Here is a 20,565-nt window from a genome sequence, read left to right on the forward strand (position 1 = left end):
TTTGGAGTTGTCAGGAGGACAGCAGCAACGGCTGTGCATCGCCCGGGCCCTGATATTGGAGCCCATGGTGCCGCTTTTTGACGAGCCCACGTCTTCCCTGGACTATCAAGCCGCAGGCATGATTGAGGATTTGCTGGCATCCCTGAAAGAAAGCTGCACGGTGCTTATGGTTTCCCATTATCCGGACCAGGTTTCCAGGGTTGCGGATTCCCGCCTGGAACTGGCGGACGGCAAATTGCTTGCATCTGATTTAATTAACTAATTGATTTTTTAATATAATTATTTTTACGTTATCCTATCTCCCGCCGATCCTCTGTGCAAAAGGCCCCTCTGCCTCCATCCCTGGCTGCTGTATAAAAAGTTCAACCTGGCTGTGATTGCTCAAAACGGTTAGGGATGGATGCTTTAACCAAAGGTTGATCTTCCGGCATTGATTTTGCACCCTGTAAAGACGCTTTTACCGTGAAAAATTGCAGAACCGCCGCTTGGACTGTTGGCGCTGAGAATATCATTATAATATTAAGTGGATAGTAATTTCCAGATATGTCAGGGATGTTTGAATGGGTGGAGAATCTGACAAAAAACGTCAAAAAATTGCCTCGGAGCCCGAGTTCCTTAAGAAGCCAACAGGTGATTTTTCCCCCAATATTTTGTCCGATTTTTGGAACATGCAGGCGCCCGGCAGGACGTGGGGGCGGCGCTTTTTAGCTGTAGTTCTGTTATTGCTCCTGATCTCTTTGTATTGGTTGAGCCAACAAAATTTTCTATTATTTCACGTCCTGGTCGAATTCATTTCCATTGTCGTTGCGTGGGGGCTTTTCATCTTAGTGTGGAACTCCCGAAGCATGATGGAGGAAAACGCACTTTTGCTGGTGGGCGCGGCCTATTTGTTTGTGGGTTGGGTGGATTTGCTGCACACGCTGTCCTACAAAGGCATGGGGGTGTTTTCCAATGAATGGGGCCCCAATCTTCCGACTCAGCTTTGGATTCTCGCCCGATACCTGGAAAGCTCCGCTCTTTTTCTTTTTTCCATCATGGCAGGCAAAAAGGTTAAAGCAGAGCCGGTTATGGCCGCATACGGGGCTGTAACCCTTTTTGCATTGGTAAGCATATTCTGGTGGAGAATATTTCCTGACTGCTTTGTGGAGGGAAAGGGGCTTGCGCCTTTCAAGGTGATCAGCGAGTACGTCATTTGCGCAACCTTGCTGGCCTCATTGGCGGCTTTGCGAAAAAATCGCCGTTTCTTAAATCCCTACATATACAGAATGATGTCGCTCTCCATGGCCGCCACCATCGCCTCGGAGCTGTCATTTACTTTCTATATCAGCGTCTACGGCATATCTAACGTCGTCGGGCACCTTTTTAAAATCATTTCCTTTTATCTGATTTATCGCAGCCTGATTTATTCCGGTTTGCGGAGGCCCTTCGAGACTCTGTTCAATTCGCTGAAAATCAGCCAGACAAGCTACAGGCATCTGTTTGACACCATGTCTCAGGGGGTGCTGGTGATTGACGCCTTTGGGAATTTGACCGAGGTGAACCCCTCTGCTTGCGAAATATTGGGATTGTCCCGGGAGGAGATGCTCGGACAAAACCTGTATAAATTCGACTGGAACGTCATTCTGGAGTCCGGGGAAGCCATGCCGCCGGACCAATCGCCCGCCAGAAAGGTGTTAGAAACCGGCGAGCCTGTTCGAGACATCGTGAGAGGAGTCTATAACCCCAAATTGAAGGAGTATCGCTGGATTCAACTCAGCATTGTTCCGCGATTCTCCCATGGGGGAGAACATCTCGACCAGGTGCAGGCGGTAATGTCAGACATTACGGAAATGAGGCGCTCAGAAGAATTCCTGCGCAAAAGGGTCAGCGAACTCCAGTGCCTGTTCGGGCTGGGACGCCTGGTGGAAACGCCGGGGATTACCCAGGAGGAAATCATTCGCGGGTGCGTGGAGCTTATCCCCCATGGACTCCGGCACTCTTCCATGGCCTGGGCGAGCATTTCCTTTGAGGGGCAAACCTACGCCACGGAAAACTACAAGGACACGGCGCTCAAGATTTCCACTCCCATTGAAGTGGAAGGGGAAAGGCTCGGAGTTATTGAAGCAGGATACCTGGAGACGCCTCTGCTTCATGACGGCGAGGCGTTTTTAAGAGAAGAGGCGGACCTTCTGCACGCACTGGCGGAAAGGCTCGGCAGGGTCGCTGCAAGAATCCGCCTGCAGGAAACCATTCAAGAAAATCAGGCCAGGCAAAGAGCTCTGTTGGAAGGCCTGCCGGATTTACTGTTCCGCATGGACAGGAAGGGGCGCTACCTCTTTATTTCCGATAAAGCCGGAGAGGTCATGGGCCTGACTCCCGGGCAAGGAATTGGAAAAACCCATAGGGAGCTTGGCTATCCCGAGTATCAGGCGGAATTTCTCGATAAGAGTTTGAACCAGGTTTTCAGAACAAACGCCGGCTGCGAGTCCGAACTTGTTGTAACAGGGACGCATCCCGTCAAAGTATATAATGTGCGTTTCGTTCCGGTGTGGGACGCCAAAAAACAACTGACCTCGGTTTTGGGTATTTGCCGGGACATCACCGAACACAGGAAGGTGGAAAGGGACTTCAAGTCCTTGTTTGAGGAGATGATGGACGGGTTTGCGCTCCATGAGATTATTTGCAATGACGATGGAGAGCCCGTGGATTATCGCTTTTTGGCGGTCAACCCCGCCTTTGAAAAAATGACCGGATTAAAAGGAGAAGACATCCTGGGCAAACGGGTGCTGGAGGTCTTTCCGCTCACGGAGAAAAGCTGGATTGAAGCCTATGGAAAGGTTGCCTTAACCGGCGAGCCCATTGCATTTGAAAACTATTCCGTGGCATTGGAACGGCATTTTTACGTGACCGCTTACAGACCCGCCCCCGGGCAGTTTGCCTGCATTTTTGCGGATGTTACGGAGAATAAAAAAACCGAGGCTGACCGGGAGCGTTTGATCCAGGCCGTGGAGCAAAGCGGGGAAACCATCGTCATTACCGACACGGATGGAAATATCCAATACGTCAATCCCTCATTTGAAAGGGTTTCCGGGTACTCCAGGGAGGAAGTGATCGGCCGCAACCCCAATATACTAAAAAGCGGAGAGCAGGATGAGGCCTTTTACGCTCACATGTGGCAAACCATAAGCAGCGGCCGCACCTGGGAAGGCCGCATGGTTAATAAAACTCAGGACGGCGGCTTTTTCATCGAAAAGGCCTCCATTTCTCCCGTAATGGATAAAAACGGCGAAATCACCAATTATATTGGCGTGAAACGGGATATCACCGAGGAAATCCAACTGGAAGAGCGACTGGCCCAGTCCCAGAAGATGGAGGCCATCGGGACCCTGGCTGGTGGGATCGCCCATGATTTCAATAATATTTTAACGCCCATTTTTGGGTTTACCGAGATGCTGAAGGAAGACATCCCTCCCAACAGTCCCATGCAGAACCATGTGGAGGAGGTTTTTCAAGCCGCTTTAAGAGCCAGGGAACTGGTCAAGCAGATTTTAACATTCAGCCGCCAGGACAATCAGGAAGTGAGGCCCCTCCGGCTTCAGCCCATCATCAAGGAAGCCATGAAGCTGCTCCGCGGGGCCATTCCGACCACCATCGACTTTCAACTGGACATTGATCCGAAATGCGGCATTGTGATGGCCGATCCCACGCAGATTCACCAGATAGTCATGAATTTGGCGACAAATGCGTATCATGCCATGGAAATGACAGGCGGCGCCCTCACTGTGACATTAAAGGAAAGCGCCGTCTCCTCCAACGACCCCTCTTTTCCCGAATTGTCGGGGGGGAAATATGCCGTGCTCACCGTGTCGGACACAGGCATAGGCCTTGAAGATAAGGTCCTGGAAAGAATTTTCGATCCTTATTACACCACCAAGCCAAGAGGCAAGGGGACGGGCCTGGGGCTTTCCGTGGTGCATGGAATCGTCACCTCAGCCCAAGGCGCCGTGCGGGCTTATAGCGAACCCGGGCGAGGGACGAAGTTCAGCATCTACCTGCCTGTTAAGGAACGCGTCTTCGAGGCCAGGGAAAAAACGGACGAAACGCCCGTTCCTGGGGGATCGGAAAAAATTTTGTTGGTGGACGACGAGGCGCCCGTGGAAAGACTGGAAACAAGAATTCTTGAAAGACTCGGATATGATGTCGTCTCCTGCTCCTCAAGCCTCATAGCTCTGGAATCATTTACAAAAGACCCCCATGCCTTTGATCTATTGGTGACAGACATGACCATGCCGAACATGACGGGCGCCCAACTGGCCATGGAGATGCGTAAAATCAGGCCGGAACTGCCTGTCATAATTTGCACGGGCTTCAGCAATTTTATTGACGAAGAAAAGGCCGCTTCCATGGGCATTCAGGGATACGTCACGAAGCCTGTAGTAAAAAGGGAGTTGGCCCAGGTCGTCCGGACCGCGCTGGACCAGGCGTGAACTTCCCGCCGGCCTTTCAAACCTCACACATATGATTGTCCTAAATTTTGAAAATTACACCGCCTTTTGTTGAAATTCAAACATGCCGTGTTTAATTTTCCGCACTTTTTACTTTTCGCCGCGGTTAGGGCGACCCCGCTATTTTGCATGGCCTTTCCTTGCTGGCACGAATTTTGAATAATTCTCTTGCCGGAAATCCAATTAGAATCTGTTTAAAAAAACTGTCGATAATACAAGGGGAGTAAAATTTCACAGACATGCTTAGCACAATGGATTCATCCCATATCAAAATTCTTTATTATAAAGTAGTTACCCTCAAATGGCATGTCCGATTCTTTAGTCGCTTATTGATAATGACTATCATCTCCTCTTCGTTGCTTGCCGCGGCCGCCCCTTGCTCCGCCAAGGGAGTGTACGATTGGGCCTATGTAGCTCTGGATTACGCCAGGGAAGAAAAAGTAGCGGCCCTGCACCGGTTCTGCGACCGGATTCACGGCTTGGCGCGTCAGGTCGCCAAGGATCCTTTTATGTCGGGCTGTTTTGATATTCATCAGCAATACAGCCAGGCCAAAAGCCAAAATCTTTCTTCCCGTGAACTGGAAAAAACGATCGACGAATTGGAAAGGTCGCTTTCGGTTTACTTCGCCGAAAATTATTTCGCGTTTTACGACGTTCTGTTTGTGACCCTTAATGGAGATGTCATCCATTCCATGCGCAAGGACTATATTCCCGGCGCAAACCTTATTACCGGGGAGGCTGGCGGAAGCCGCTTGTCTCAATGCCTGGAGGCAAAGCCGCAAGAAGAATGCTTTGTGGATTTTTTCCAGTACGCCCCGTCCGCCGAATCCGCCGCCTTTTTTGTGGAGCCGGTGCTTATTAAAAATGAACATCAGGGGTGGTTGGTGCTTCAACTGGCAGTCAACAAAGTGAACACCATATTCGCCTGGATAGAAAGTTTGGGGCAAACCGGAGAGACTTTTTTGGTCAATGCAGATGGCCTAATGTTGACGGAATCTAATTTTACGGGTGATTCCAGCATCTTGAACAAAAAGCTGGACGACAGGAACATCCAGGCCAAGTTCAAGGAAGGCCGGGGCCGGCGCATGGTTACGGATTACCGGGGATGTCAGGCCTTATCATCCTTTGAAGTCGTTTCCTTCATGGGCGTCCAGTGGCTTGTCGTCGCAAAAATGGATAAGGACGAAATCATTACGCAGCATTACGCCGAGCACCGGAAGTACTATGCAAACAGGTTGATGGATCAACTCCAAAATCAGCCGGCGCCCCCCGCCCGCCGCCTGGAGATCCCGCAGGCATCAAGAACCCTTCGTATTGATATGGACGAGTTTTTATGGGCCAAGGAGGGAGAACGGCTGCATACATTCGGCGTATCCACCTGCACCGGATTTCTTGCTGCATGCCCGAGACGGTTCGGGTACATGGCGCACGTAAGCCCCCATGACAAAATTTACGGCGGCGGCGGCGTGAATCTTGTTGGACGCATGGTCAAGCGCATCGAGAGTTTCGACATTTTACCCAGTGAAAAAAGGTCCTTGATATTTATGGTGATTGCGCCCCGTTCTGAGACGCTGCCCGCCATCATCGACAAGCTCATTGAAGAGGGCTACCTGTTGTCCCAAATCCTTGTTTTGAATAATCCTCAGGCGGAGTCCGCCGCCATATTATATGACTACGACCCCTCGCGCCTGCATGTCCTGTGGCGGTCCCGAGGCCAAACAAGCAGCGCGGTGCATACCTTGGACGACGCCAAAAATGTGGGGGCCATGGTGAAGGAAATCATGCAGGCCGAGGAGACCGGGTAAGGCAACTATCCGGGAAAATACTGAAAACCGGAAAAATAATTTAGCTGTATTTTTTCAATAATCTCTAGGTGTGAAAAAAGGAGACATTATGGGAAAGCAAATGACCGTTGGACAGCGAATCATATTGGGATTCGCGATAGTAATTCTGATCGCCATGGGATTGGGCGGCATGGCCGTATACAACATGAAAACAGTGGAGGCCGATTCAACAAAACTTGCCTATGAATATGTGCCGGAAGTTCGTGTGACCACTGATTTACGAGGTGCGGTCAACCAGCTCATGTTTCAGATGCGCGGGTACGGCATGTCCGAGGAAACGCACTATTTACAGGCTGCACTCAAAGAATCTGAAGCGGTCAAACGTCATTTGGACGAAGCTTCGGATTTGGCGGAAAATTCCAAGCATTTGAAGGCGTTGAAACTTCAGGTCGCCGATGCCCGTAAAGCTGCTGAGGTTTACGCAGGCCTGATTGAGCAAACGAAAGCAACCATTGAAGAAATGGACGCCCAAAGGTCCAAACTGGATGAAAACGCCGCCGTTTACATGCAAAATTGCAACTCATTCCTGGAAGACCAGAAAGCCGCCTTTCAAAGGGATTTGGAAGACAGGCAGAATAAAATCAAAATTGTGACCGATATAGTGAATTTGGGCACTCAGGTTAGAGTGGCCAATTTTAAAGCTCAGGCTAACGCGGACCCGAACATGATGGAGAAGGCCATTTCCCAGCTTGGTGACTTAAAAACATACACCAACAAACTTAGGGCTGTTACCCGCAACCAAATGAACATCAAGCAGATTGATGAAACCGAAGCGGCGGCCGTTGCGTACGGATCTGCAATGACCGGATTTTTGGCGGAGTTCAAGAAGGGGGATTTTGCGGACCAAAGCATCCTTTTAAGGCATCGAGGCGCCATGGATGACGAAGCCGCCAGGTACGTTTCCAATTGCGAGTCCTTTTTGGAGTCCCAGCAAAAACAGCTTAATGCTGAAATGCAGGAGCGCAACCAGAAGATTTTTCTGGTGAACGACATCATTGATTTGGGGAACGACGCCCGGGTGAAAGCCTTTAAGTCCCAAGCCACACGCGACCCTGAGCTCATCAAAAGCGCGCTGGAAAACTTTCCTGAAATTGATGCTAAATACGCTCAGCTGCGAAAGATCACGCGCAGCCAAGCCAATATTGATCAGATTAACAATACTGAGGAGGCGGGCAAAGATTACGCCGCGGGATTGAACGATTTTCTGATCAGTTGGCATAAGCTCCAGGAAATAGCCTCCGAACGTTTGGAGGCGGCAAATATACTGATCAAGTCTTGTGAGGACTCGGCTGATGCTGGGTTGAAGAGCACGGATGAAATCGCGGTACAGGCCGCTTCGGCACTGTCCACTGCTTCTTTGGTCATGATCGTGGGCCTTGCCATCGGCTTGTGCGTCGCCATATTCGCGGCGCTATTCATCACCCGCGGCTTGATTCAGGTTTTGGGGAAAATCAGCGCCGATCTGGATGAAGGCGCCGAGCAAGTGGCCTCCGCCTCCGGCCAGGTGTCCTCCTCCAGCCAGTCCCTGGCCGAAGGGGCTTCGGAGCAGGCGGCCTCCCTGGAGGAAACTTCCTCCTCCCTGGAGGAAATGTCCTCCATGACCAAGCAGAACGCCGAGAATGCGGATCAGGCCGATAAGCTCATGAGGGACGCCAATCAGGTGGTGGCTGTGGCCAATCAGTCCATGGAGGATTTGACCGTTTCCATGGGGGAAATTTCCAAGGCCAGCGAAGAAACCTCCAAAATTATCAAAACCATCGATGAAATCGCCTTCCAGACCAATTTGCTGGCCCTGAACGCAGCCGTGGAAGCGGCTCGGGCAGGGGAGGCCGGCGCCGGGTTCGCCGTTGTGGCTGACGAAGTGCGCAACCTGGCCATGCGCGCGGCGGAAGCCGCCAAAAACACCGCCGACCTGATCGAAACCACCGTGAAAAGGGTGGGAGACGGCGGAGAAATTGTCACCAGAACAAACGAAGCCTTCAGCCAGGTTGCCGAAAGCTCCAGAAAGGTCGGGGAACTGGTGGGCGAGATCTCAGCAGCCTCCAACGAACAGGCTCAAGGCATCGAGCAAGTCAACAAGGCCGTCTCCGAAATGGACAAGGTCACCCAGCAGAACGCCGCCAACGCCGAGGAATCGGCCTCTGCCTCCGAAGAACTGAACGCCCAGGCCGAGGTAATGAAAAGCTCCGTGGAGGAGTTGCTCGCCTTGGTGGGCGGCGCCGGGAGCAAAGGCGGTAGATTGGAAAGGAAGAGCGGCGTGAGGCCTCTCGCCATTGCCTCCGGGCGCGCAGGAGCCAAACCGGCATCAAGGACGGCCGCGAAACCGAAAAAACTGGAACAATCCCAGGAGGTCAGCCCCGCTCAGGTAATCCCCTTTGAAGACGATGATGATTTCAAGGACTTTTAGCCAGCAAAAATGATCATGGGCTAAAAAGCCCGGACTAAAAACAGGGGGCTTGCGCATAGACGGCGCAGGCCCCTTTTTATAACAGCCCTTTCGAAACCACATAGCGGACAATTTGCGCGTCGGTCCGCATATGCATTTTTTCAAACACCCTGGTTCTGTACGTGGCGATGGTCTTGTAGCTGAGGCGCAACTCCGAGGCGATTTCCTTCATGGTCTTGCCTTCGGCGATCATAAACATGACCTGGCGCTCCCTGTCGGAGAGTTTGTATAGAAAAGGCTTGGGCGCGTAGATATCCACCTCAAAGGCCAGTTTTTCGGCGATGCGATTGCTCACATGCTTCCTGCCGGCGGCGACCTTGTGCACGGCCGCTATCAATTCGTTGACGCTGCTGGAATGCGACAGGCAGCCTGCTGCGCCATGGCGAAGCATCCGAACGCTGAAATCATCGTCATCGCTGTCCGGCGTTAGCGTCAGGACGGGAGTGTACCGAGAGGTCTCCTTGATTTTCATGAGATTATGGACCGCCTGGGCGCCCAAAATGCTGGTATCCAAAAGCAGCAAATCAAAATCCACATCTTTCAGTCTGTCCATGAGTTCCAGGAAGGTGGAGGCTTCTTCCACGACGGCCGCATCTTCCATTCCGGATAAAATCCGGACGATTCCCTCCCGCAAAATCGGTTGTCCGCTGCCCAACAAAATGCGGGTTTGACGCTCCCCGGAGACAAAGGGCGGGGCAAAAGACGCCTTCAGCACGAGCTTGCGTTCTAACTTGTCAATAGCCAGGCCGCCGCCCCACTCTTGCAGCCGTTTTGATATGGGATGAAAACGGGCTTCATCAATGCCCGGGATTGACGGGCTTCCTTTATCGGAGGGATGGCAGATATACTCTAATTCAATGCGTTGATTATTGTATTCGAGATGGACCTCCATGGCTTGCCAATCGCCGATATCAGCAAGCGTCTTCAGCACTCCCCCGCATAACTGGGCTATGGCGGCGGCGTCCTTTGCAGCAAGGCTGATTTTCTTTCGCGTAAGGCTGAGCTCCACCTGTATGCCGGTTTGCTCTTCAATCTCCCTGGCATGCCTCCTGACCGCGCTGTTTAAGTCCGGGGTCTCCTTTTCCCGCCAGTTCATGTGAGCCCAAATCCTGGACAAAGCGTCTTGCGCCAAGTCAATCTTGTGCAGGATAGGGGCTTTGTCCGAATCTCCACCCTCAAACAACTCTTCGATTTCCGTGCGCAGGCTCTCCAGGGTGGATCCAAGGTTCTCCTGGATTTCCCAGCCAATCTGCGCCCGCTCCTCCTCCCGCACCAGTTGCAGGTTCAGAGTGGCCTCCTCCAGCTTTTTGCTGGTTTCCTGAAGCTCCGACCACGTTTCCTTTGTCCGGCTTATGTCAATGTAGCTCCCCAGAACCGCAGGACGGCCGCGAAAATTGATCCTGACCAAAAAGCCCATGACCCACACGATGTTTCCGTCAACTGTGTGTAAACGCCATTCAAAGGGGTGGATGCTGTCGCCGTTCATCACCTTGCGGGTCATTTCCGTGATGAGCTTTTTGTCGTCCGGATGCACGAACTTTAAGGCGGGCTTTCCATACACGTCCCGCTGATGGTCCAGTCCCGTGATCCGGCATCCGTTTTTATTGCCGTACACGAATTTTCCGTCCTGGATGACGTAAAAGACGCTTTGAGAAGCCTCGTCCAGCGCATCCAAAAGCTCCGCCGCGATTTCGCTGCGCAATACATCCATAAGTTGCTCTCGTTTTTTAGGTTAAAACGAACCTCCATTTCCAGGCCGGTTTACGATTATTCCAGTATACAATGTAGTCCAAATTCTGACAAGAGCCTACCCATATTCTGTAAAAATTATCCGACACAGGCCGATAGTCAAGGCTTACACAGCCCGTTATAATGGCGCCAACAAATTGCAGCCAAGGGACCAACGCTTTGTTTCATATCCGACAAAAACCGAAAAATGGAAAGGAGACGCCATGGCTATTAAAACCGGAGAAGAATACCTGGATTTTTTGCGGGAAACCAAACCCAATGTGTACATGCTGGGGGAAAAGGTGGAAAACATCTGGGACGATCCCCGTTTTGAATCCACCATGAAGATCGTTTCCCAAAATCATGACTTTGCCTTTGAGGCCGCCAACAAGGATGTGGCCGCCGTGCAGTCGCCCCTTGTTAATGAACCCATCCGCAGGCTGAGCACCCACCTTCAGACCACCATGGAAGACTCCCTGCTTAAGCTGGATTTAACCCGGGACATTGCCAATCGCCGGTTTTGCGCCTGGTGCGGCTCCAACATCCAAACGCTATTATGGGCCGTTACCTGGGAGACGGATCAGAAGCACGGAACCAAGTATCATGAGAACATGAAGCGTTTCGCGGAGCTCATGCAGAAAAACGACTGGGATTCGTCCTTGGGCAAGATGGACGCCAAAGGGGATCGTTCGGTCAGGCCTTCCAAACAACAGAATTATCCTGGCGTACGGGTCGTCAAAAGGGACGCCAAGGGCATTACGGTCAGCGGGTGCAAGGTGCACACATCCTACGGCCCGTGCACGCCCATTATCAGCGTTTTGCCTTGCAGGGCCATGACCGAGGAGGACAAGGACTTTGCCGTGGCCTTTTGGGCGCGGACCGATACCCCGGGCATCACCTTGATCGCCAAACCCTCTCCCAACGTGGAGCATATCGACATGCCCATGCAATGCCCCATGAGCTCCGCTTTTGGAATTGTGGAAGGCGCGACTTTCTTCGAAGACGTTTTCATCCCCTGGGATCAGGTCCTCCTGTGCGGAGAATGGGACATGGCGGCTTTGTTTCCCTACTATTTCGGAACGATTCAGCGTCAGTCCAAATGCAGTTGCCTGGCAGGGCACTCGGACCTGGTGGCCGGCATCGCCGCCCTGGTCGCCGATGTAAACGGAGTCTTGAACAAGTCCCATATCCAGGACAAGCTGACGCACTGCATGCAAATGGCGGAAATCGCCCAAGGGTGCGCTTTTGGAGCTGCGGCGGCGGGCAAGATGCACCCCAGCGGCGTGTTCATGCCCGATCCCCTCAAGGCCAATGCAGGGCTTAATTACATCAAGGAGCTGACCGGAGAGCATATCCAAATGCTCCATGATATTGGGGGCGGCATTATTGTCACCATGCCCACGGCCAGGGATTACCAGAACCCCAAGCTCAAAAAGCTCCTGGACGTCACCCTGGCGGGAAACCAAAAATACACCACCGAAGAACGCATGCGCGCCCTGTATTTGTGCAGGGAGCTTTCCTCCACCGAGTTTACGGGCTATTATATGGGGTGGGGCGTGAACGCTTCAGGCTCGCCCCATACCGGGCATATTCTGGTGCGGTCCCATTATGATTTGGAATACCGAATCGGCATTGCCAAGGAATGGGCCGGCATCGGCGAATCATCCGAATGGCCCGGCCACAACAAGGGCGCCAAGGATTGGGCCGGCAATTAAAGAAAACCTGTTTGATCCCACTCACAAGGCCGGACCCCATCGGGCTCGGCCTTTTTTTGCCATCCTTTTGTCATGGCATCTTCAAGCCGGTTGAATTTGTCACTCGCCTTCCGCGACTTGCAGAATTCAAAAAATTGTTCACAAACCGTCGAATTTGATTTCCCTATTGACCCGAAAAGCCATTATTGTTAATACGAAAACACTCCACGCACACCACGTTGGAACAAGGGATGAAACGCAAATCGACATACAATATTTTGATGTACTCCCACGACACTTACGGCCTTGGGCACATCCGCCGCACCATGGCCATTGCATCGCATTTACGTGGGCGTAACACCAATATACTCATACTGACGGGCTCCCCCATTGTGGGGCGGTACGCCTTGCCGGACAAGATCGACTTTGTCCGGATTCCGGGCATGATCAAAAAGGCCAACGAAGAATATCTGCCCCTTTCCATCAAGATTCATCCCAACCAGGCGCTGGACATACGCAAGAGCATCATCAAAGCCACGGCGAAAACCTTTCAGCCCCATTTGTTCATTGTGGACAAAGAGCCCCTGGGCCTTAAAAAAGAGATCCTGCCCACCCTCCAGTGGCTGCGCAGGTCTTTGCCCGGAACCAGGACCGTCCTGGGACTGCGCGACATCATGGACGAATCGTCGGCCACCTGCAAAGACTGGCGGGATAAAGGCATTTACGACCTGCTGGAAGACACCTACAGCGAGATCTGGGTTTATGGAATTAAGGAGTTCTACGATCCCATAACCGAATACCGCATCCCTTCGGCAATCAGCGACAAGATGCTTTTTACCGGCTATATCCCCCGAAATGTGCCCGCGCCAGCCGCCGTAAAAGCCATGCGTAAAAGGTTTGGGTGCTCCAACGGCGAAAAGCTGGTAGTGGCCACCACCGGCGGGGGAGGGGACGGCTACTCTCTGCTGAACTGCTTTTTATCCATGCTGGAACGCCAAAAGGGAAAAACCTCCTTTAAAAGCCTGTTGGTCACAGGACCTTTTATGGCGGAAAAAGAGCGGGATAACGTGGTTTCCCGGGCCAAAAAGCTGGGCGTGCAGGCCATCCAGTTTCACCGGAGCATGGAGGAAGTTCTGGCCGCTGCAGACCTGGTGGTCAGCATGGGAGGGTATAACACGGTTTGCGAAAGCCTTACTTTGGGAAGAATGTCCCTGATCATCCCCAGGGAGACGCCGCGCAAGGAGCAGTTGATTCGCGCCCAGGTTCTCAAGGAAAGGCGTTTGGTTGACTATATCCCCGAAGATTCCCTTTGCCCGGAGGCCATGGACTCCAAAATCAAGGAGCTTCTGGGCAATTCCAAAACTTACTTAAAGGCCATTTCGGAATTTCAACTCACAGGCCTGGATGTCATCAGCCAGCGCCTTAAACAATTCCAACGCCAACCCGCCGGATGTTCCTGTAAAAAAGCCGCCGCATCCACTTCGTACGGCGGACTTTCAGAGCCCTCCAACCCCCTGCCAGCCCACGCCCAAATGGCCCGATATCATGGGCCGGAGTGAAGTCGAAGCCCAAAATATTAAATTCAAAGCCGCTGCGGCGCTGCGGGGCTGTTGTTTCCGCCGAACGCCTTCGGCTTTTTACGTTTAGGAAGATGCATAATGAGTGATCAGGCAAAACCCGTGTTGGGTATTATTCTAAAAGGCTATCCTAGAATTTCCGAAACATTTATTTCCAACGAAATTCTCTTGCTCGAAAAAATGGGCTTTAAAATCCATCTGATTTCCATGCGGCATCCCAGAGAGTCTTTTTGCCACGACAGCGTCAAACAGATTAAAGCGCCCGTGGACTATCTTCCCCAGACCCTTTGGAAGCCCATGGGGACTTTTTTAAGGCATAACATCCCTTTGCTGATAAAAAAGCCGGACGTCTACCTCAAGGCTCTGGGGCTGGCCTTTAAGCGGTTTTTGCGCACCAGAAAGTCGGCCACCTTCAAGCACCTGCTCCAGGCTGGATACGTTGTGCATAAAATACTGCCTCAAAGCGGGGTTGCGCATTTGCACTCCCATTTCGCCCATTCGCCCACGTCAGTGGCCATGTTCACCAGCATGCTTTCCGGTCTGCCTTTTTCGTTCACCGCCCATGCCAAGGACATCTACACCTCGGACGAAAGGCAGCTTGCTGAAAAGATCAAGCTGGCCCAATACGTGGTGACGTGCACGGAATACAACCGTCAGCACTTAAAGAAAATCGCCCTGGACGGGTCGACGCCCATATACAGGATTTATCACGGGATCGATGTGGAGTTGTTTGCCGGGTCCGAAAACGGCGCCATGCCCAAACCGCCCTATAAATTGTTCACCGTTGCCAGGATGACCGCCAAAAAAGGCCTGCCCACCATTTACAAGGCTCTGAAAATCCTGGAAGAACGGGGTGTGGAGTTTGAGCATACCCTTATCGGCGACGGAGATGACAAGGAAGACATCCTGGCGCTCATCAAGGAACTCGGCCTGGAATCCAAAACAAAAATCCTGGGAACCCAGCCCCACGGCGTTGTGCTTGATCAGTTCCGTAAGTCCGATCTGTTCGTCCTTGGCTGCGAAGTGGCCAAAAACGGAGATAGGGACGGAATTCCCAATGTATTCCTGGAATCCATGGCCATGGGCGTGCCTGTTGTGGGAACCAACGTGTCAGCCATTCCGGAGGTGCTGCGCCATGAAAAAACCGGTTTGGTAGTCAATCCCAAATCGCCCGAAGCCATGGCTGACGCCATCATGGAGCTTCTCACGCAAGAAAAGCTCAGGAAGGAAGTCGCCGAGAGCGCCCGGGCGCTTGTGAATTCCGAATTCGCCAACAAAAAGCTCATAGGGGATCTGGCCGAACTTCATCGGGCCGCCGGAGTTTAATAATAGCCAGTTAGTCAGCCGACAATTGCCTGGACCGGTGTATGAAGATATTCTTTTATCCTCCATTCAAGCCGCTGGATCACCCCAATCCCTCCGGGGATCTTGTGACCGCCCGCGGGCTGGTGGAATACCTGCAAAGCCGCGGCCATGAGGTTACGGCCGCCAGCAGGCTGCGCACCCGCTGGATTTATTGGGAGCCCGGAATGTTTCCCCAAATCCGGGCGGAAAAAAAGCGCGTGCTGGATCTTGCGGCATCCGCCAAACCCGACCTATGGCTGACCTATCATTCCTATTACAAAGCCCCGGACTTGCTGGGTCCTGGCGTCTGCAAGGCGCTCAACCTGCCTTACGCGATTTTTCAGGGCGTCTATTCCACCAAGCACAAACGCCGCATAAAAACCATGCCCGGGTTTTACTTGAACCGGCATGCCTTGAAGGCCGCAGACCATATATTCTCCAATCGCAAGGAAGACATGAAAAATCTGAGGCGGTTGATCGCTCCTTCCAGGCTAAGCTACATCCGCCCGGGCATTAAGCCCCACTCCTTCACCTTTGACGAAAAGGCAAGAGTTGAACTAAGAAAACAGTGGGGCGCGGAAGACAAGCCTGTGATTCTCTCCGCCGCCATGTTCCGGGCTGACGTCAAAACCCAGGGCCTGCTGTGGGTCATCAGGGCCTGCGGCGTTTTGAAAAGCCAGGGCCTTCGGTTTAAGCTGGCCATAGCCGGCGACGGCAAGGAGCGCCGCCGCATCGAACAGGCGGCCAAAGAGTGTTTGGGCGAAGATTTTATTCTCTTGGGAAAAATTCCGCGGGACCGGATGAACAGGGTGTACAGCGCCGGGGACGTGTTCGCCTTTCCCGGTTTTAACGAAACATTAGGCATGGTCTATCTGGAAGCACAGTCCTGCGGCTTGCCCATAGTCGCCTGCAATAACGGCGGCATCCCCGAGGTCATGATTCACGGCCGGACCGGTTTTCTCACCCCTCTGGGCGATCTGGAGGCCTATGTGAACGCCTTGAAGGATTTGCTTTTGAATTCCGGCAAAAGGGCGGAAATGGGCGCCCGGGCGGCTTCGTATGTGAGATCCCGGCATGACTTGGATTGCAATTATTCCAATATGGAAGACATATTAAACCGGTGCATTAGGGAGCATTATGAACGACAAGGCTAAAACAACCCGGTTTATTCTGGTGCGTCACGCTCAGACAAAATGGAACCAAATGAAGCTCATCCAGGGGATGACGGACAGCCCGCTCACCCCGGAGGGAGTGCAGGCTGCTCGTTCCTGGGGGGCGATCCTAAAAGAATATTCCCCGGACCGGATGATATGCAGCCCCTTGAATCGCGCCGTGGATACGGCCGTATACATCAACGAAACCCTGGATTTGCCCCTGAGCCAGGACGTGGGCTTTCTGGAGCAGTCTTGGGGGCGCTGGGAAGGCAAAACCCTGGCTGAAATCAAGCAGGAATCGCCCGTTATATTGCAAAGCATGGTGGATTTGGGCTGGGAGTTCTCTCCGCCGGGCGGCGAGTCCCGTATATCGGTTATGAAACGCTGCACCAAAGCCTTACAAACGCTTCACGAAAAATGGACGGGCCAGACCCTTATTATCGTCGCCCATCGGGGCGTCATAGCCTGCATCATGTACCATCTTTTGGGCCGGGCTTTTTTACCCTCCGAACCTTCGGTGCTGAAAAAAGGCTACGCCCAGATTTTGACGTGTGACGGCGCCGGGCTGAAAATCGAGGCCCTGAACGGCGTGGCTTTGCAATAATTTGCCAGGCTATTGCTGCTTTCAATAAAGAAAGAGTCCATGAAAATACTTTTTTACTGCCAACACGTGCTGGGGATGGGGCATTTTTTCCGCAGCCTGGAAATCATCAAGGCCTTCTCAAGCCATGAGGTGATCCTTGTGTCCGGAGGTCCTCCCGTGGATGCAGCGCTTCCTCCTCATGTTCGGGAAGTCCGTTTGCCCGGCCTGGCTATGGACGAGGACTTTTCCCGCATGTACTCCCTGGACCCGGCCAAGGGCATTGAAGAGGTCAAAAAAGAGCGCGTGGAGCTTTTAGGAAAGATATTTTCAGAGGAAAAGCCCGATCTTTTCATTGTAGAGCTGTATCCCTTCGGCCGTAAGGCCTTCCGGTTTGAGCTGGATCCCATTCTGACGGGAATCCGCAGGGGGGACTTGCCTCCTTGCAAAGTGGTGTGCAGCCTTCGGGATATCCTGGTGGAAAAGAAGCACCCCTCCGCCTATGAAAGCAGGGTAACGAGCATCTTGAATTCTTGTTTTGATGGATTAGCCGTGCATGCAGACCCGTCGTTGGTCAGTTTGGGCGGCACATTCGCCTCCATGGATAAAATCACGGTCCCGGTCTATTACACCGGTTTTGTTACGCCCAAGCCCAGGCCCGGCGCCGGAGAAAAATTGCGCAAAGCCCTGGGGATAGGACCGGAGGAAAAATTGATCGTGGTCAGCGCCGGGGGCGGCAAGGTGGGCGCGCCTTTGTTGGAGCCCGTGGAAAAGGCCTTTTTGGAAAAAGCCCCGTCAAATTGGCATATGCACGTTTTTACCGGCCCGTTTCTGGATGACGACCATTTCGAGCGCCTGGCCGCCTGCTCCAACGATCATCTTGTCATTGAACGATTTTCCGACGACTTTCTGACCTGGCTGGACGCCGCGGATTTGTCCATCAGCATGGCGGGTTACAATACCTGCATGAACACTTTGGCCGCACACGCCCCGGCTCTGGTTTTGCCCTTCGAGCAAAATCGCGAGCAGCTTATGCGCGCCCGGAAGCTGGAAGCCCTGGGCGCCCTGGAAATTTTGGAGGAAGCGGGCTTAAAGCCGGACCTGCTCATCCCTCGCATGCAACGAATCATCGAAAAGGGCAGGGGGGAAACTCCGCCGATCAACCTGAACGGCGCTGCGGAAACGGCGGCATGGGCCGAGAGCCTGGCGCTAAATGGGAGCGGAGACGGATGCTGAAAGTTGTTTCTGACATTTGGAAATGCGACCCGGACGATTTTCAATGCTCGCTTGACCGAACCATGAATGAGTCCCTGGAAAAAATTCGCCGGGGAAAGGTCTTTTTTCGGGCTGACGATATTGCCGCGCCGTCCAAAAACTTTTCCCGTATGATGGAGCTTTTTAAAAAATATCAAGCCCCTTTGTGCCTTGCTGTAACCCCCTCCTGGATTTCCCGCCCAAGATGGCAGGCTCTTTTGGAGGTCGCCGGGGACGAACCTTCCCTGTGGTGCTGGCATCAGCACGGATGGCGGCATATCAACCATGAGTCGGAAGGTAAAAAGCAGGAATTCGGCCCGTCCCGCACCAAGGGGGCGATCGCCCGAGACCTTGCATTGGGAAAGGAGCGGCTGGAACAAATCCTGGGCTCACGCTTCTTTCCGTTTTTCACGCCCCCTTGGAATCGTTGCAGCGCGCATACGCTTGCCCTGCTGCAATCCATGGGGTATAATGGAGTTTCGCGCAGTAAAGGGGCCAAACCAAAATCGCAAGGCCTTCCCGACATCTTTGTGAACGTGGATCTTCACACCCGCCGGGAAAAGAACGGAAAAAAGGATTTAACGGATTTTTTTCAGGAGTTGTCCAAGGCTCTGTCCAGCGGATATTGCGGGGTCATGATTCACCATCAATTGATGAACGAGGCAGCGTTTAAAGCTCTGGAGGCTTTGCTGCAGGCCTTTCGCGCGGAGAAGAAACTCGAATTGGGCGCTTTTAATTCTCTCGCGTAAAATTAATAGTGATTATTAATTTTACTTTTGCCCAGACTGTATTATAGTTTTTTCAGAACCATAAAACAGGGCGTATGGACGCCCAATTTCTTTCAATAAATCATTTCCTTTGGACGCTCATTTCCATCAGAACACGGCGAAGTACGCCTGTTTTTTTTAAATCTATCGCTTCTTTTGGGGGCTTGTAAGTTCATGGTTAGCGCGGAAACAGCCCAAGGATCGAATGCAGGGAAAGGCAAAGTCAGCAGACTTGTGGTTCTTCCGTTCAGGAAATCCCTGGAAATTTCGTTCAAGAGCATTAAGGCGCGGTTTTTTCGTTCTCTGATAACGACCACCTCGCTGGTGTTGGCTATCAGTTTTTTCAGCTTTGTGCTGGTTAGCACGGACGCCGCCAATGGATTGTTGTCCTCAGGAGAGCGGGGATACCGGCAGGCATTGATTCAGTCCGGTTATGATTTGGCTCCGGACCAGGACACGGCGGGGAGCAGCCCCAAGCAGCGATGGATAGCCTTATTGTCGCTTTTGGTGTGCGTTGTAGGCATTGTCAACGCGCACTTGATGGCCGTCACCGAGCGATTTCGGGAGATCGGCACTATGAAATGCCTGGGCGCCCTGGACCGGTTTGTCTTGCGGCTATTTGTGTTGGAGGCGGGCATGCAGGGCCTTGTCGGCTCCCTTGCGGGGGCGCTGGGCGGCGCCTTTTTCGCCTTGCTTAGTTTTTTACTGCGTTTCGGGTCTCCGGTGTTAACCAATATGAACTGGAGCCATGTGTTTATGTCCGTGGGAACGGCGATCGCGGCCGGAATCCTGCTAAGTTTGGCTGGCGTCCTGTATCCCGCCTGGATCGCCTCACGCATGCAACCAGTGGAAGCCATGAGGGTTGAAACTTGAGTAATATCGAGAATGTGGTCAGGGTATCGGAAGTCACCAAGAGCTTCAACCTTGGCAAAATCACGGTACAGGCCCTCAAGGGGATCAACTTGGAGATCGCCACGGGGAACTACATTTCCATCATGGGGCCTTCCGGCTCGGGAAAAAGCACCCTGTTTAACATGATAGGCGGGCTGGACAAACCCACTTCGGGCCGGGTTTACATCGACGAAGTGGACATCGCCCAGTTGGACGCCTATGAACTGGCCTGGCTGCGCTGCCGCAAAATCGGCTACATCTTCCAGACCTTCAACCTGATCCAGGTTATGACCGCCCTGGAAAACGTGACCCTGCCCATGACATTCGCCGGCGAGACCAGCAGCGCGTCCATGGAAAAGGGCATGGAGCTCCTCAAGCTGGTGGGCCTGGGCGACAGATACAGCCATAAGCCCAACGAACTCTCCGGCGGCCAGCAACAGCGGGTCGCCGTGGCCAGAGCCCTGGCCAACGATCCCAGCATCATCCTGGCTGATGAGCCCACGGGCAACCTGGACTTGTCCACGGGCGAGGAAATCATTGCTCTGCTTAAAAAGCTCAGCCGGGAGCGCAACGTGACGGTCATTTCCGCCACGCACGACTTTAAGATGCTCAATGTATCGGATCAGGTCGTCTGGATTCGGGACGGCTTGGTGGACAAAGTGGAAAACCGGGACGAGCTGAACATTTCCGTGGGACAGATCGGAACGCGCGAAGCAGCGGAGAAGCATTAACTTTTATGCATTTGCGGCTTCTCTCCGGAACGATTTTTATGATGGCCATGACACTCTCTTGATGAGCTGAA

14 protein-coding genes are annotated in these 20,565 nt (G+C 52.8%); 13 read left to right on the forward strand and 1 reads right to left on the reverse strand.

What is annotated here, in order from left to right:
- The first annotated feature begins 64 nt into the window (after positions 1–64).
- The 4 genes from G491_RS36255 (at position 65) to G491_RS0107145 (ending at position 8,735) form a co-directional block, all read left to right on the forward strand.
- On the forward strand, positions 65–262 hold the full coding sequence (locus G491_RS36255) for a hypothetical protein (RefSeq protein WP_248635342.1): 198 nt from the start codon (positions 65–67) through the stop codon (positions 260–262).
- A gap of 406 nt (positions 263–668) precedes the next feature.
- Entirely contained in the window at positions 669–4,466 is a 3,798-nt protein-coding gene (locus G491_RS34880) for a hybrid sensor histidine kinase/response regulator (RefSeq protein ID WP_248635338.1), read from the forward strand.
- A 353-nt stretch (positions 4,467–4,819) separates the two neighbouring features.
- Complete coding sequence (locus G491_RS0107140) at positions 4,820–6,289, forward strand: cache domain-containing protein (protein WP_157468072.1); 1,470 nt, start codon at positions 4,820–4,822, stop codon at positions 6,287–6,289.
- 88 nt (positions 6,290–6,377) lie between these two features.
- Positions 6,378–8,735, forward strand: coding sequence for a methyl-accepting chemotaxis protein (locus G491_RS0107145; RefSeq protein WP_028314088.1), 2,358 nt, complete (start codon positions 6,378–6,380; stop codon positions 8,733–8,735).
- A gap of 76 nt (positions 8,736–8,811) precedes the next feature.
- Here G491_RS0107145 and G491_RS33505 read toward each other — a convergent pair whose 3' ends face one another.
- Positions 8,812–10,485, reverse strand: a complete 1,674-nt coding sequence (locus tag G491_RS33505; protein ID WP_051327093.1) for a LuxR C-terminal-related transcriptional regulator — start codon at positions 10,483–10,485, stop codon at positions 8,812–8,814.
- A 241-nt stretch (positions 10,486–10,726) separates the two neighbouring features.
- Here G491_RS33505 and G491_RS0107155 point away from each other — a divergent pair, with 241 nt between their 5' ends.
- The 9 genes from G491_RS0107155 (at position 10,727) to G491_RS0107195 (ending at position 20,494) form a co-directional block, all read left to right on the forward strand.
- Complete coding sequence (locus tag G491_RS0107155) at positions 10,727–12,217, forward strand: 4-hydroxyphenylacetate 3-hydroxylase N-terminal domain-containing protein (RefSeq protein WP_028314090.1); 1,491 nt, start codon at positions 10,727–10,729, stop codon at positions 12,215–12,217.
- Positions 12,218–12,447: 230 nt separating this feature from the next.
- The gene (locus tag G491_RS0107160; protein WP_028314091.1) at positions 12,448–13,755 is read left to right on the forward strand and encodes a glycosyltransferase family protein; all 1,308 of its coding nucleotides are present in this window, start codon (positions 12,448–12,450) and stop codon (positions 13,753–13,755) included.
- A gap of 99 nt (positions 13,756–13,854) precedes the next feature.
- Positions 13,855–15,099 (forward strand): glycosyltransferase family 4 protein, encoded by a 1,245-nt coding sequence (locus G491_RS0107165; RefSeq protein ID WP_028314092.1) that lies wholly within the window; start codon positions 13,855–13,857, stop codon positions 15,097–15,099.
- A 41-nt stretch (positions 15,100–15,140) separates the two neighbouring features.
- A complete protein-coding gene (locus tag G491_RS0107170; RefSeq protein ID WP_028314093.1) occupies positions 15,141–16,271 on the forward strand; it encodes a glycosyltransferase family 4 protein in 1,131 nt (376 codons plus the stop codon).
- Positions 16,255–16,875: a histidine phosphatase family protein gene (locus G491_RS29800; RefSeq protein WP_035218041.1), complete on the forward strand. Its 621-nt coding sequence runs from the start codon at positions 16,255–16,257 to the stop codon at positions 16,873–16,875. The genes G491_RS0107170 and G491_RS29800 overlap by 17 nt, the downstream gene beginning before the upstream one ends.
- A gap of 39 nt (positions 16,876–16,914) precedes the next feature.
- The gene (locus G491_RS0107180) at positions 16,915–18,087 is read left to right on the forward strand and encodes a glycosyltransferase family protein (RefSeq protein WP_028314094.1); all 1,173 of its coding nucleotides are present in this window, start codon (positions 16,915–16,917) and stop codon (positions 18,085–18,087) included.
- The gene (locus tag G491_RS29805) at positions 18,081–18,854 is read left to right on the forward strand and encodes a polysaccharide deacetylase family protein (RefSeq protein ID WP_051327094.1); all 774 of its coding nucleotides are present in this window, start codon (positions 18,081–18,083) and stop codon (positions 18,852–18,854) included. Before G491_RS0107180 ends, G491_RS29805 begins: the two co-directional genes overlap by 7 nt.
- Before the next feature lie 192 nt (positions 18,855–19,046).
- On the forward strand, positions 19,047–19,745 hold the full coding sequence (locus tag G491_RS0107190) for an ABC transporter permease (protein ID WP_012609728.1): 699 nt from the start codon (positions 19,047–19,049) through the stop codon (positions 19,743–19,745).
- A complete protein-coding gene (locus G491_RS0107195; RefSeq protein WP_028314095.1) occupies positions 19,742–20,494 on the forward strand; it encodes an ABC transporter ATP-binding protein in 753 nt (250 codons plus the stop codon). The genes G491_RS0107190 and G491_RS0107195 overlap by 4 nt, the downstream gene beginning before the upstream one ends.
- Positions 20,495–20,565: the final 71 nt, after the last annotated feature.

The sequence above is a fragment of the Desulfatibacillum aliphaticivorans DSM 15576 genome (assembly GCF_000429905.1).
Taxonomy (GTDB): Bacteria; Desulfobacterota; Desulfobacteria; order Desulfobacterales; family Desulfatibacillaceae; genus Desulfatibacillum; species Desulfatibacillum aliphaticivorans.

Coding starts and splice junctions, on each gene's coding strand:
- G491_RS36255 (WP_248635342.1), top strand. CDS start 65: ATGGTGCCGCTTTTTGACGAGCCCACGTCTTCCCTGGACTATCAAGCC.
- G491_RS34880 (WP_248635338.1), top strand. CDS start 669: ATGCAGGCGCCCGGCAGGACGTGGGGGCGGCGCTTTTTAGCTGTAGTT.
- G491_RS0107140 (WP_157468072.1), top strand. CDS start 4,820: ATGACTATCATCTCCTCTTCGTTGCTTGCCGCGGCCGCCCCTTGCTCC.
- G491_RS0107145 (WP_028314088.1), top strand. CDS start 6,378: ATGGGAAAGCAAATGACCGTTGGACAGCGAATCATATTGGGATTCGCG.
- G491_RS33505 (WP_051327093.1), bottom strand. CDS start 10,485: ATGGATGTATTGCGCAGCGAAATCGCGGCGGAGCTTTTGGATGCGCTG.
- G491_RS0107155 (WP_028314090.1), top strand. CDS start 10,727: ATGGCTATTAAAACCGGAGAAGAATACCTGGATTTTTTGCGGGAAACC.
- G491_RS0107160 (WP_028314091.1), top strand. CDS start 12,448: ATGAAACGCAAATCGACATACAATATTTTGATGTACTCCCACGACACT.
- G491_RS0107165 (WP_028314092.1), top strand. CDS start 13,855: ATGAGTGATCAGGCAAAACCCGTGTTGGGTATTATTCTAAAAGGCTAT.
- G491_RS0107170 (WP_028314093.1), top strand. CDS start 15,141: ATGAAGATATTCTTTTATCCTCCATTCAAGCCGCTGGATCACCCCAAT.
- G491_RS29800 (WP_035218041.1), top strand. CDS start 16,255: ATGAACGACAAGGCTAAAACAACCCGGTTTATTCTGGTGCGTCACGCT.
- G491_RS0107180 (WP_028314094.1), top strand. CDS start 16,915: ATGAAAATACTTTTTTACTGCCAACACGTGCTGGGGATGGGGCATTTT.
- G491_RS29805 (WP_051327094.1), top strand. CDS start 18,081: ATGCTGAAAGTTGTTTCTGACATTTGGAAATGCGACCCGGACGATTTT.
- G491_RS0107190 (WP_012609728.1), top strand. CDS start 19,047: ATGGTTAGCGCGGAAACAGCCCAAGGATCGAATGCAGGGAAAGGCAAA.